The organism is Paracoccus maritimus (genome assembly GCF_025195095.1).
GTDB lineage: Bacteria > Pseudomonadota > Alphaproteobacteria > Rhodobacterales > Rhodobacteraceae > Paracoccus > Paracoccus maritimus.
In genome coordinates this window covers 73,862-86,726 of the sequence record NZ_JANAVZ010000002.1, presented here as the reverse complement: position 1 = coordinate 86,726, position 12,865 = coordinate 73,862, and the positions used below count along the sequence as shown (strand labels likewise).

Sequence of the window (12,865 nt, the reverse complement as noted above, 5' to 3'; positions counted from 1 at the left end):
CGTACATGGCGCGTTGAACGGGAAAGCCAAGCACCAACGGGACCTCGACATAAAAAGACCGGCCGCCTCTGATAGAGGCGGCCGGTCTTTCATTCACGTCAAGGATGGTCGAAGCGCACTTGCGATCAGCAACCCGTCGCGCGCATCACCACCCCGAAGGTCCGGAAAAGGATCGCGACATCCCCCGACAGGGACAGATCGCGCTCGTAGCGATCATCATACCATGCACGGTCCGCGAACGACGTGGCGTTGCGCCCCGTGGTCTGCCAGAAGCCGGTGATACCCGGACGCAGGCCGTAGTAACCGGTGCCGTCATACATCTCTTGCTGTTCGGGCATCATGGGTCGCGGTCCGATCAGGCTCATGTCGCCTTTCAGAACGTTCCACAACTGCGGCAGCTCATCCATTGAACTGCGACGCAGAAGCCGACCGAAGCGGGTCACCCGAGGATCGTGGCGAAGTTTCTGAGTCTCATCCCATTCGCGTTTGGCCTCGGGGTTTTCATCCAGATAGGCAGAAAGCCGCTGATCGGCATCGACAACCATACTGCGCAGTTTCCACATCCGATAAAGACGTCCGCTTCGCCCGATCCGCAATTGCGAGTAGAACGGATTGCCGCCATCCCGCATAACGAGAAAAGCCAGAACAAACACAATCGGAACGATAAACGGCGCAGCCATGACGACCAGAAGAATATCAAGCGGACGCTTGAGAAACGTTCGGTAAAACCACGGCTTTGGCTGTCTGGAGGACTTTACGCCTGCAACTGAAACACCGGCAACTATTTGATTATCCATCGACATATCGCCCACACTATTGACACACGGCATCCTGCCCTCCGACGACAACTGCCACTTACGGCACTGTGGACTGTCGAAGGCCCCTCGCCAAAACCACTGCGCTTGGCGCCTTTTTTGCATCGAGGAGGAGATGCCTTTTAACGAGGTGAAGATAACATCTCGGCACGTTTCCGCCCATCGTTAAAACTTTAATAAACCGGAAACGGACCTGCCTTTTGGGACAGGTAAAATGCCGCAGCGCACCAAATGGGTGCTGAAACATTTTGGAATTCAACCTTTACGGTACTACCGCCTCGGCGGAATTTCACTCGTGGCGTTTTTCATCGAATCTCGATTCGAAAGTTGGGTTCACTCAGGCCGCCGGACTCCGGCACCTCTAGGTGCCGGGAGGGTGAGGATGCTGGCGAAGAAACCGGAGAAGGCTGGGTTCAGCTGGCGGTATCGGCGGTGCAGTAGCTTTGGCTACTGGTCCATGCGGCGATGTCCGCACGCTTCGATGCGCTGCGCATCGGCGCCCAGTCGCGTGCCACACCACGCCAGCCGCCACTGCCATCGCGAACCACGGCGTTGTCGCGGCCCACCTGACGCGACATGATGCGGACCGCGCAGGCCATGTTGTCGGCCCCACTGGTAATGTTACCGCTACAATCATAATGCCGCCAAGTTGCCGGCGCGATCTGCATCAGCCCCAGCCATCTGCCGCCACCACCGCTGGCTTGCGGATTATAGGTGCTTTCGTGCTTTGCCAGCGCCGACAGCAGCCCGGCCCAGAAGGCCTTGCGACCAGTGTGCCCAAGTTCGGCATAGTTGGGGCAGTAGGTCTGGATGTCATGCGGCACGTTCGACAGGATGGTGACCCCGTCGCGATCCAGTGCCGCCAGCGTGGCCCGTGTCCATTCGTCCGAACCATTGCGCGCGCCCCAGCGCATCGGCGGACGCGACGCAAGCTGCATCTGCTGTGCCTCGGCCTGGATCCGCGCTTTGGTCTTGGGCTCGATCTCCGACTGGCACCCTGCCAGAGCAAGAAGGGCGGCGAAGGACAGGATGGCGGCGCGCATGCGACTCTCGGAATTGACTGTTGTGGGTTCTCGTTAGCCTTGGTGGCGTGCGGCGCAAGCTTGGCGCATTTGCTTCGGCAAGATCACGCCACCAGCAATGTCTGTAGCGACGAAAATCCGCCGATCCGGACGTTTTTCCCGGATCTGTGTTCAACTTTGCGCAATTCGGCTCTCATCTCCGGCATCGACCTTCGTTGAACCGGCTCGGTCCACCGAACCGGACCGAAACCACGCGGCGGGTGACCGCGACCCGTGACAATGGTTGCGGGCTGGCCTAGAACCGCTGCCACACCGCAATTTCGCATGCGAGGCACCTGGATGCTTGATCACCTCACCTTCACATCACCGGAACCAAAGACGATCGCCGGCGCCAAGGGCGACTGGGAACTGGTCATCGGCCTGGAAGTGCATGCGCAGGTTGCCTCGAAGGCCAAGCTTTTCTCTGGCGCCTCGACCGAATTCGGGGCCGAGCCGAACAGCAATGTCGCCTTCGTCGATGCAGCCATGCCCGGCATGCTGCCCGTAATCAACGAATTCTGCGTGGCCCAGGCGGTGCGCACCGGGCTGGGATTGAAGGCCGCGATCAACCTGCGCAGCGCCTTCGACCGCAAGAATTACTTCTATCCGGACCTGCCGCAGGGTTACCAGATCAGCCAGCTGTATCATCCGATCGTCGGCGAGGGTGAGGTGATCGTGGACATGGCGCCCGGTGTCGCACGCCGTGTCAGGATCGAACGCATCCACATGGAACAGGACGCGGGAAAGTCGATCCACGACATGGATCCGAACATGTCCTTCGTGGACCTGAACCGCACCGGCGTCGCGCTGATGGAAATCGTCAGCCGCCCCGACATCCGTGGCCCCGAAGAGGCCGCCGCCTATGTCGCAAAGCTGCGCCAGATCATGCGCTATCTGGGCACCTGCGACGGCAACATGCAGAACGGCAACCTGCGCGCCGACGTCAATGTCAGCGTCTGCCCGCCGGGCGCCTATGAAAAATACCAGCAGACCCAGGATTTCAGCCATCTCGGCACGCGCTGCGAGATCAAGAACATGAACTCGATGCGGTTCATTCAGGCCGCCATCGAATACGAGGCGCGACGTCAGATCGCCATTCTGGAAGACGGCGGCAGCATTGTCCAGGAAACCCGTCTCTACGATCCCGACAAGGGCGAAACCCGGTCGATGCGCAGCAAAGAAGAGGCGCATGATTACCGATATTTCCCCGATCCCGACCTGCTGCCGCTAGAGATCGAGCAGGCATGGGTCGATGCGATCGAAGCAGACATGCCCGAACTGCCGGACGAAAAGAAGGCCCGCTTCGTGAAGGATATGGGCCTGTCGGAATATGACGCGGGTGTTCTGACCGCAGATGTCGAAAACGCGAACTATTTCGAGGCCGTGGCGCAGGGGCGGGACGGCAAGATGGCCGCCAACTGGGTGATCAACGAATTGTTCGGGCGCCTGAACAAGGAGGGACTCGGCGTCGAGACCTCGCCGATTTCAGCCGCACAGTTGGGCGGCGTGATCGACCTGATCGCCAAGGGCGACATTTCGGGCAAGATCGCGAAGGATCTGTTCGAGATATTGTGGACCGAAGGCGGCGATCCGGCGGAAATCGTCGAGGTGCGCGGCATGAAGCAGGTGACCGACATGGGCGCGATCGAGGCGGCCGTGGACGAGATCATCGCCGCCAATCCGGCGCAGGTCGAAAAGGCGAAGGCCAATCCGAAGCTGGCTGGCTGGTTCGTGGGCCAGGTTCTGAAGGCTACCGGCGGCAAGGCCAATCCGGCGGCGGTGAACAAACTGGTCGCCGAAAAACTGTCCCGATAGGCCGCGAACGCGCGGATGATCTATGCGGTCACCTCACGCCTTGCCGAAACCGCGCTGCGCGTGCGGGCGCGGCTTGGCGGATCGCAGGATCTGCGGCAAAGGCTGCTGACGGACGCTCTGCCTGGCAGGGCCGATATCTGGGTCCACGGGGCATCGGTCGGCGAATTGACCTCTGCCGGCCCTGTAATCGAGGCGCTGGCCCGTGGAACCCGCGTGATCGTGACGGCCAATTCACCGACCGGACGCGACATGGTCTCCGCTTGGGGGCTGACCGCACGGCTGGCCCCGCTGGATATGCCGGGCGCACTGACACGGTTTCTTGACGCCGTGCAGCCCCGCCTGCAACTGACCGTCGAAAGCGAGTTCTGGCCGTTGCGGTCGCGCCTGCTGGCTGAGCGCGGCGTCAGCCAGGCCGTGATCGGGGCGCGGATGTCGCAACGCTCGGCGGGATTATGGTCACGGCTGCCGGGCGTCATCGGCCCGATGCTGGGACGTATCTCGGCCCTGTCCGCGCAAGACGGCGGCAGCGAAACCCGGCTGCGGGAACTTGGCCTGCCCGAACGGGCGCTGCTGCCCGCGCTGGACCTGAAGCTGCTGACCCCTGCCCGTGTTGTCCCGCCGCCCGACGACGCCGCGCGTGACCGGACCGTGCTGGCCGCATCGACGCATGAGGGCGAAGAAGCGGCGATTCTGGACGGCTGGCTGGCGGCACGGCGTCTTCATCCGGGTCTGCGCCTGATCCTCGCCATCCGTCATCCCGCGCGTGCCGACGAGGTCGCCGGACTGATCACCGAACGTGGCCTGCCGGTCATCCGCCGGTCTGAAACCCTTGGGCAGGATCTGATCGACGCACCCGTGCTGCTGGCAGACACGCTGGGAGAGATGGACCGATGGTATCGTCAGGCGGCGATCTGTCTTGTGGCAGGCTCGCTGGTCGACAAGGGCGGTCACACACCATGGGAACCGGCGGCCCATCGCTGCGCGATCCTGCACGGACCCTATGTCTCGAATTTTTCCGACGCCTACGCCACGCTGGAGGATGCGGGTGCCGCACGATCTGTCGAAGCCGCCGGTCTTGGTGCCGCGCTGTCCGGGCTTGCCGGTGACGCGATGCAGGCGCGGAGGATGGGATCAGCGGCGCGGGCGCTGCTGACGGCGCGCGCAGGCGATCCGGCGCCGCTGATCGCCCATCTGCGCGATCTTGCGAATTCTCGCTGAGGCCCCGATATACTCAGGACGATGTTCGGAGAAGTTACATGATCCGTTATGATCTGCGCTGCAAGGAAGGCCATGTCTTCGACGGCTGGTTCCGCTCGTCCGACGGGTTCGAGCAGATGCGGGCCGCAGGCCAGGTCGTGTGCGCGCAATGCGGATCGGGACAGGTCGAAAAACTGCTGATGGCCCCGTCGGTGTCAAAGGACGGCGCCGGCCGCGAACGCCCCTTGGCCCCGAAACCGGGCAACGAGGCCGAGGCCGCGCTTGCCAAGTTGCATGCGCATGTCGAAGCGAACTCGGACTATGTCGGCCTGCGCTTCGCCGACGAGGCGCGCGCGATGCACGAAGGCCGCAGCGAACACCGCTCGATCCACGGCGAAGCGCGCCCGGCCGAGGCACGAAAGCTGGTCGAGGAAGGCGTGCCCATCGCCCCCCTGCCCTTCATTCCGCGCCGGAAGTCCAACTGAGACGACGCGCCGGTGCGGGCCCATCTTGCCCGCGCATATCTTTGATCGCCCCTTGCCCTTTCTGCACGCCCCCCATACAAGCCCCGCCGATGATGACCCCTGAGGCTGGAGGCCCGCGATGCCGCTTCTGGTGATGAAATTCGGCGGAACGTCCGTGGCCGATCTGGACCGGATCAAGAATGCCGCCAAGAAGGTGCAACGCGAGGTCGATCGCGGATACGACGTCATCGTGATCGTCAGCGCGATGTCGGGCAAGACCAATGAATTGGTCGGTTGGGTCGAAAAGACCTCACCCCTGTTCGACGCCCGCGAATACGATGCCGTGGTCAGTTCGGGCGAGAACGTGACCGCAGGGCTGATGGCCCTGACCCTGCAGGAGATGGGGGTTCCGGCGCGCAGCTGGCAGGGCTGGCAGGTGCCGATCAACACCACCGCCGCCCATTCCGCCGCGCGCTTTGTCGATATTCCGCGCGACAATCTGGACCAGAAATTCTCGGAAGGCTTCAAGGTCGCGGTCGTGGCAGGTTTCCAGGGTCTGGCGCCTGATGGGCGCATCACGACGCTGGGGCGCGGTGGATCGGACACGACCGCCGTGGCCTTTGCCGCAGCCTTCGGCGCCGAACGCTGCGACATCTATACCGATGTGGACGGCGTCTACACCACCGATCCGCGCATCACCTCGAAGGCGCGCAAGCTTCAGAAAATCGCGTTCGAGGAAATGCTGGAACTGGCCAGTCTTGGCGCCAAGGTCCTGCAGACCCGCTCGGTCGAGCTTGCAATGCGCTACAAGGTCAGGCTGCGCGTGCTATCCTCGTTCGAGGATACCGACGAGAATTCCGGAACGCTGATCTGCGATGAGGATGAAATCATGGAATCGAAAGTCGTCAACGGCGTCGCCTCTTCGCGGGAAGAGGCCAAGATCACCCTGGTGACCGTGGAAGACCGGCCCGGCATCTCGGCGGGCATCTTTGCCCCGCTGGCCGAGGCGGGCGTGAACGTGGACATGATCGTTCAGAACATCTCGGAAAAGAACTTCGAGCATCACCAGGGATCGGTGACCGACATGACGTTCTCGGTGCCGATCAATCAAGTCGAGCGCGCCAAGCGCGCCATGGAAGAGGCGCGTGCCGCCGGCACCATCGCCTATGACGAACTGATCGTGGATACCGAAGTGGCGAAGGTCAGCGTCGTGGGCATCGGGATGCGCAGCGCGGCCGGTGTCGCAGCGCGGATGTTCAAGGCACTTGCCGACGAAAATATCAACATCAAGGTCATCGCAACCAGCGAGATCAAGATTTCGGTGCTGATCGATCGCAAGTATATGGAACTTGCAGTTCAGGCACTGCATGATGCCTTCGGCCTCGAAGCGGCCTGATCAAAGCCGGACGGAAGATCCGGAACAGGCCCGCGGGGCCATCGCGACAGCAAAGGCAGGCACGCGATGCAAGACCGCAAGGACAGCGATTCACGCAAGCTGCTTCGGCGGCTGAAGGAGATTCTGGCCGCACCCGGCGGCGGTCAGGATCGGCTGGATCAGATCACCCATCACATCGCCGATTCGATGGGCTCGCAGGTCTGTTCGATCTATCTTTTCCGCGATCCCCAGACGCTGGAGCTGTGCGCGACCGAGGGGCTGCGGGCCGAGGCCGTCCATCAGACCCGATTGCGTCTGGGTGAAGGTCTGGTCGGTCGCGTTGCGCGCACCGGCCGTCACGTGAACACCGCCGACGCGCCGTCCGAACCCGGTTTCCGGTTCATGCCCGAGACAGGGGAAGAGATCTTCCCCAGCTTCCTTGGCGTCCCAATTCAGCGCGTCGGGGAAAAGCTTGGCGTCTTGGTGGTTCAGTGTTCGGATGCACGGCAGTTCAGCGAGGATGAGGTCTACGGGCTCGAGGTTGTCGCCATGGTGCTGGCCGAAATGACCGAGCTTGGCGCGTTTCAGGGCAGCCAGTCCGACAGCCTGCCTTTGGCACATCGTTTCCCGCTGATGCTGCGCGGCACCACCGGTCAGGAAGGTGTCGCAGAGGGACGCGTCTGGCTGCATGAACCGCGCGTCGTCGTTTCGGATCCGGTCGGCGACGATCCTGACCGCGAACTGGTGCGGCTGCACGAGGGTGTCGAACAGTTGCGGACCAAGGTCGATTCGATGATGGCCGCAGCGGACATGGACGGCGAAGGCGAACACGCCGCCGTTCTGGAAACCTATCGGATGTTCGCCCATTCTCGCGGCTGGCTGAAGCGCATGGAAGAGGATATCCGGCTCGGCCTGTCCGCCGAGGCCGCGGTCGAGAAGGAACAGTCCGCCGCGCGGGCCCGGCTGGAAATGGCCGCCGATCCCTATCTGCGCGACCGCCTGCACGATCTGGATGATCTGTCGAACCGGCTGCTGAGGATCCTGACCGGTCAGGGCATCGACACCGGCGCCGAGATGCCGGAGGATCCGATACTGATCGCCCGGAACATAGGCCCGGCGGAACTGCTGGAATACGGTCGCCGCCTGAAAGGTGTCGTCCTGGAAGAAGGTTCGGTCGGCAGCCACGCCGCCATCGTCGCGCGTGCTCTGGCCATTCCGCTGGTCATCCACGCGGACCGGATCACCACCGAGGCCCTGAATGGCGACCCCATCCTGGTCGATGGCGATCAGGGGGTCGTTCATCTACGCCCCGAGGAATCCGTCGCCACGGCGTTTCGCGACAAGATGGCGATGCAGGCCGAGGCACAGAATCGCTATGCGGATCTGCGGTCCTTGCCGGCCACCGGCACCTGCGGAACCACGATCCAGCTGTTCATGAACGCGGGGCTGATGGCCGATCTGCCGTCGCTGGAAGGCTCGGGCGCCGAAGGCGTGGGGTTGTTCCGGACCGAATTGCAGTTCCTGACCCGCAACCATGTTCCGCGCCGGGGCGAACTGGCGGATCTTTATCGGCACGTCATGGACCGCGCGATGGGCAAGCCGGTCATGTTCCGGACACTGGACATCGGATCGGACAAGGTGCTGCCCTATATGAAGCCCCAGGACGAACCGAATCCTGCCATGGGCTGGCGCGCGATCCGGGTCGGGCTGGACAAACGAGGGGTGCTGCGCATGCAGTTGCAGGCGCTGATCCGCGCCGCAGTGGGCCGGCCCCTGCATGTGATGTTCCCATTCATAGCCGACATGAGCGAATACGAGGACGCCTATCGCATCCTGATGCAGCAACTGTCGCGCGAACAACGGCTTGGCCATCCGATGCCTACCGATATCCGTGTTGGCGCAATGCTGGAAACGCCCTCGATGGCCTTCGCACCCCGAAAGTTCTTCGAGATGTGCGATTTCGTGTCGATCGGCGGGAACGACCTGAAGCAGTTCTTCTTCGCCGCGGACCGCGAGAACGAGCGCGTGCGGCGGCGTTACGATACGATGAATGCGTCATTCCTGGCGCTGCTGCGGCAGATCGTGACTCGCTGCGAGGAAGCACGGGTGCCGCTGTCCTTCTGCGGCGAGGACGCGGGGCGCCCCGTCGAGGCGCTAACCTTTGCCGCGCTGGGAATTCGCCGTCTGTCGATGCGGCCGGCATCGATCGGGCCGGTCAAGCACCTGGTCCGGCGCGTTTCTATCGCCGATCTGCGCAAGGTGATTGATGAGGCGCAGGACAGTGGCGTGACCAATCTGCGCAGGCCGGTGACCGAATGGCTGGCGCAACAGTGACCGGCATCGGCAGAAAAGCGCCCAGCAACATCCACTTTATTGGCCTGATGCAACCTGAGGACATCATTTGTCGGTTGCGATCTGGCTTGCCGCGTTGCGGCGAGACAGATATAGTGCTCGGGTTTTCCAAGCAAATCTCGTGATATGAAGCGTCGTCAATTTCTCAATGCCGCCACAGCTCTGGCCGCCGGCGGTTCGCTGGCCGCAACGCCTGTGAACGCGCAATCCGCAGCCGACAGTGCCAACGCTCCCGAGAACGAGGCGCCGACATCCGCGCCGACCGTATTCGGCTTTGAAGAGGTCGCCCAATTGGCGGCGGAGCGCGCAAAGCGCGTTTATACTCAACCTGTCGCCGAACAGGTCGGCAGCTTTGCCGATCTGAACTATGATCGGTATCGCGGCATACGTTTTCGCCGTGACGCAGATCCGCTTGGGGGCAAGGGCCGCTTCAGCATGGATCTGTTGCCGCCCGGCGCGATCTTCTACGAGCCGGTGAATATCAGCATCGTCCGCGACGGTCAGCCCCAGACACTTGCTTTCGATCCGCATCTGCTGGAATTCGATCCCTCGCAGTTTCCAGACGGCGCCGATCTGGAAACCAAGGGCGAGATGGGATGGTCGGGTTTCCGTCTGCGCACGGTGCTGAACCGGCCCGGTACCATGGACGAATTCCTGGTCTTTCAGGGCGCCAGCTATTTCCGCGCCGTTGCACGCGGCACGCTTTACGGCCTGTCTGCGCGCGGGCTTGCCATCAAGACCGGCAGTCCCGACGGCGAGGAGTTCCCCCTGTTCACGGATTTCTGGATCCACGAGCCGGAGGCGACGTCCGAATGGGTTCGCATCCATGCCGTGCTGGACAGCAAGTCGCTGACTGCCGCGTTCCAGTTCGACGTTAATCCCGGCGCCGTGACCATGATCCGCACCCGCGTCGCGATCTTCCCGCGCATCGATCTGCAAAATACCGGCATCGCGCCGCTGACTTCGATGTTCTGGTTCAGCCCGGCCAGTCGCAGGACGGTCGATGACTATCGCCCGGCAGTGCATGACAGCGACGGATTGCAGATGCATACCGGCGCCGGTCAGGCCCTTTGGCGGACGCTGGCCTCGCACAAGGCGTTGCAGATTTCGTCCTTCATGGACAACAATCCGCACGGTTTCGGGCTGATCCAGCGCAATCGCGACTTTATCGACTACCAAGACGCCGAGGCGATGTATCATCAGCGTCCGTCTGCGTGGATCCAGCCAGAGGGGGACTGGGGCGAAGGCGAAGTCCGGCTGATCGAAATTCCTGTCGAGAACGAGTTCAACGACAACGTCGTCAGCTACTGGCTGCCCAAGGAACCGCTGGCCAAGGACCAGAGGCACGAATTCCGCTATCGCCTCAGCTTTGCGCCTCTGCCGCCCAATGATGTGCCGCTGGCCAAGGTTCGGCAGGTGCGTTCGGGCCGGTCGATCAATGTCGAAACGACCCGCAGCTTCATCGTCGATTTCGACCTGTCGCTGTTTGATGACGACATGCCCGAATCCAAAGTCACCACCTCGGCGGGCAAGATCGTCCATGCCTATCTCAAGCCCTTGCCCGACCAGCATGTTCTGCGCCTTGCCTTCGAATTCGAACCGGGCGACGCAGAAGAGGCCGAACTTCAGGCATTGCTGACCGACAAGAACGGCGTCGCGCTTAGCGAAAGCTGGCTTGCACGCTGGACCGCATGAGCATCTCAGTCGCGATCACCCGGCCATCGGCGGCGACCCCGCCCGAGTCCCCGGTGGAGATGCCAGTTCAGGATTTCGGCGCCCCGCATCCCGCACCGCGCACCCGGCAGCGCGAGGACTGGCGCGTCTGGCTGGCGCGCCTGATCGCCTTTGGCGGAACTGCCGCGCTGGCCGTGATCGGCTTTTCCCAGATGCTGCAGACATTCGGCGACAAGCCGACACCGATGCAGTGGGCGCTGCTGGTGCTGTTCGTTCCGACCTTCGCCTGGGTGGGGTTCTCGTTCTGCGGGCTGATTGCCGGACTTCTGGCCCCTCGCCTGCGAACGCCGGAGGAGCCCAACACGGCACGTGTTGCGGTGATCATGCCCATTTATCATGAAGACGCCGCGAAAAGCATCGGCCTGCTGACCGCGCTTGCCGATGAACTGGCGCAAGAGGGCATGGCCGAACGCGCCGAGATCTTCGTGCTGTCCGACAGTCGCGACCCGTCCGTCGCCGTGAACGAGACACTGGCAATCGACGCCGCGCGTAGCGTATCGCCGGTTCCGATCTGGTATCGGCGCAGGCAGACCAACGAAGACAGAAAATCCGGCAACGTGGCCGAATTTGTCCGTCGCTGGGGCGGGCGTTATGACCAGATGGTGGTGTTGGACGCCGACAGCGTGATGACCGGCAACACGATCCGCCAGATGTCGGCCCGCATGAATGCCGATCCGGATCTGGCGCTGATCCAGACCATGCCGGTGCTGATCGGCGGCGAGACCATCTTTGCGCGGCTGACCCAGTTCGCCGGTCGTGTCTATGGCCCGATGATCGCCCGCGGCGTCGCCGCCTGGTCGGGCAATACCGGCAATTACTGGGGGCACAACGCGATGATCCGCGTCGGTGCGTTCGCGGAATGCTGCGGCCTGCCGCGCCTGCCCGGCAGTCCCCCTTTCGGCGGCACCATCCTCAGCCATGATTTCGTCGAGGCGGCGGCCTTGTGCCGTGCCGGTTGGAAGGTGCGGCTGGATCATGATCTGCGCGGCAGTTTCGAAGGCTGTCCGCCGACCCTTCTGGACATGGCGGCGCGCGAACGCCGTTGGGCGCAGGGCAATCTTCAGCATTCGCGGCTGTTCGGCATGAAAGGCGCACGCGCCATCAGCCGCGTGCATTTCGCCGTCGGCATCATGGGCTTCCTGATGAGCCCGATCTGGCTTGCGTTGATCCTTGTCGGGCTTGTGCTGTCGGCGACCGTGCTGCTGTCCACGCCCGAATATTTCCCGAACGCATATCAGTTGTTCCCCGAATGGCCAGTCTTCGACGCCCGCAGGATGCTGTGGCTGTTCATCGGGGCGATGGCGCTGCTGCTGCTTCCCAAGCTGATCGCGACGTTTCGCGCCTGGATGCGGCCTCTGGCGCGCGCCTCGGGCGGCCCCGTAAGGATCTTTGCCAGTTCGCTGTTCGAAATCCTGTTGTCGGCCCTGATCGCCCCGGTCCAGATGCTGATCCAGACCCGCCAGATTTTCGAGATCCTGCGCGGCCGGGACAGCGGCTGGAATGCCCAGACCCGTGCCGGATCAATGCCCGGCTGGGGTGTCGTGATCGCGCGGCACTGGGTGCATGTGCTGTTGGGCCTTGGCACGCTGATCGTGCTTGCGCAGTTTTCGCCGCCGCAGCTGATCTGGCTGTCGCCGATCCTTGCCGGGCTGATCCTGTCGCCGTTCACCTCGCGCTTTTCGGCCAGCCCCGTCTTCGGGCGTTGGGCAAGGATGCGCGGCCTTCTTGTCACGCCAGAGGAACGCAGCGTCCCCCCGCTGTTGTCCGAGGCGTCATCGGCGACCCGCGCCCTGCCCCGGCCGCTGCCCGAAGACAGCGCGATCCTGCACCTGGGCGACGATCCCGCAGCGCTGGCCAGCCATTGCGCACTGCTGGAACCGGACACGGACCTGCCGCAGTCGCGCCGTCTGGACCTGATCACAGCCGAAGCCAAGATAGACCACGCCACCACCCGGACCGAGGCCCTGAGCTTTCTGAACCGCGCCGAGACCGAGGCGCTTGTCTCGGACGCAGCGTTGCTGCAACGCTGGAGCCGCCTGCCCGCTTGAGCAG

9 protein-coding genes are annotated in these 12,865 nt (G+C 63.1%); 7 read left to right on the top strand and 2 right to left on the bottom strand.

Annotated features, from left to right (window positions below):
- Positions 1–125 precede the first annotated feature (125 nt).
- Positions 126–803: a sugar transferase gene (locus MU516_RS03525; RefSeq protein WP_260276246.1), complete on the bottom strand. Its 678-nt coding sequence runs from the start codon at positions 801–803 to the stop codon at positions 126–128.
- 425 nt (positions 804–1,228) lie between these two features.
- Positions 1,229–1,858 carry a transglycosylase SLT domain-containing protein gene (locus tag MU516_RS03520; protein WP_260275817.1) on the bottom strand — a complete coding sequence of 210 codons (630 nt, stop codon included), beginning with the start codon at positions 1,856–1,858 and terminating at the stop codon, positions 1,229–1,231.
- A 318-nt stretch (positions 1,859–2,176) separates the two neighbouring features.
- Here MU516_RS03520 and gatB point away from each other — a divergent pair, with 318 nt between their 5' ends.
- From gatB to mdoH, 7 genes are all read left to right on the top strand, one after another.
- On the top strand, positions 2,177–3,691 hold the full coding sequence (gatB, locus tag MU516_RS03515; protein ID WP_260275816.1) for an Asp-tRNA(Asn)/Glu-tRNA(Gln) amidotransferase subunit GatB: 1,515 nt from the start codon (positions 2,177–2,179) through the stop codon (positions 3,689–3,691).
- Positions 3,692–3,706: 15 nt separating this feature from the next.
- Positions 3,707–4,909 (top strand): 3-deoxy-D-manno-octulosonic acid transferase, encoded by a 1,203-nt coding sequence (locus tag MU516_RS03510; protein ID WP_260275815.1) that lies wholly within the window; start codon positions 3,707–3,709, stop codon positions 4,907–4,909.
- Positions 4,910–4,947: 38 nt separating this feature from the next.
- Positions 4,948–5,373 (top strand): DUF1178 family protein, encoded by a 426-nt coding sequence (locus tag MU516_RS03505; protein ID WP_260275814.1) that lies wholly within the window; start codon positions 4,948–4,950, stop codon positions 5,371–5,373.
- 118 nt (positions 5,374–5,491) lie between these two features.
- Positions 5,492–6,748 (top strand): aspartate kinase, encoded by a 1,257-nt coding sequence (locus tag MU516_RS03500; RefSeq protein ID WP_260275813.1) that lies wholly within the window; start codon positions 5,492–5,494, stop codon positions 6,746–6,748.
- A gap of 66 nt (positions 6,749–6,814) precedes the next feature.
- Positions 6,815–9,061: a phosphoenolpyruvate--protein phosphotransferase gene (gene ptsP / locus MU516_RS03495; RefSeq protein WP_260275812.1), complete on the top strand. Its 2,247-nt coding sequence runs from the start codon at positions 6,815–6,817 to the stop codon at positions 9,059–9,061.
- A 144-nt stretch (positions 9,062–9,205) separates the two neighbouring features.
- Positions 9,206–10,774, top strand: coding sequence for an OpgD/OpgG family glucan biosynthesis protein (locus tag MU516_RS03490; RefSeq protein WP_260275811.1), 1,569 nt, complete (start codon positions 9,206–9,208; stop codon positions 10,772–10,774).
- Positions 10,771–12,861, top strand: coding sequence for a glucans biosynthesis glucosyltransferase MdoH (mdoH, locus tag MU516_RS03485; RefSeq protein ID WP_260275810.1), 2,091 nt, complete (start codon positions 10,771–10,773; stop codon positions 12,859–12,861). The genes MU516_RS03490 and mdoH overlap by 4 nt, the downstream gene beginning before the upstream one ends.
- The last annotated feature ends 4 nt before the right edge of the window (positions 12,862–12,865 follow it).

Coding starts and splice junctions, on each gene's coding strand:
- MU516_RS03525 (WP_260276246.1), bottom strand. CDS start 803: ATGTCGATGGATAATCAAATAGTTGCCGGTGTTTCAGTTGCAGGCGTA.
- MU516_RS03520 (WP_260275817.1), bottom strand. CDS start 1,858: ATGCGCGCCGCCATCCTGTCCTTCGCCGCCCTTCTTGCTCTGGCAGGG.
- gatB (WP_260275816.1), top strand. CDS start 2,177: ATGCTTGATCACCTCACCTTCACATCACCGGAACCAAAGACGATCGCC.
- MU516_RS03510 (WP_260275815.1), top strand. CDS start 3,707: ATGATCTATGCGGTCACCTCACGCCTTGCCGAAACCGCGCTGCGCGTG.
- MU516_RS03505 (WP_260275814.1), top strand. CDS start 4,948: ATGATCCGTTATGATCTGCGCTGCAAGGAAGGCCATGTCTTCGACGGC.
- MU516_RS03500 (WP_260275813.1), top strand. CDS start 5,492: ATGCCGCTTCTGGTGATGAAATTCGGCGGAACGTCCGTGGCCGATCTG.
- ptsP (WP_260275812.1), top strand. CDS start 6,815: ATGCAAGACCGCAAGGACAGCGATTCACGCAAGCTGCTTCGGCGGCTG.
- MU516_RS03490 (WP_260275811.1), top strand. CDS start 9,206: ATGAAGCGTCGTCAATTTCTCAATGCCGCCACAGCTCTGGCCGCCGGC.
- mdoH (WP_260275810.1), top strand. CDS start 10,771: ATGAGCATCTCAGTCGCGATCACCCGGCCATCGGCGGCGACCCCGCCC.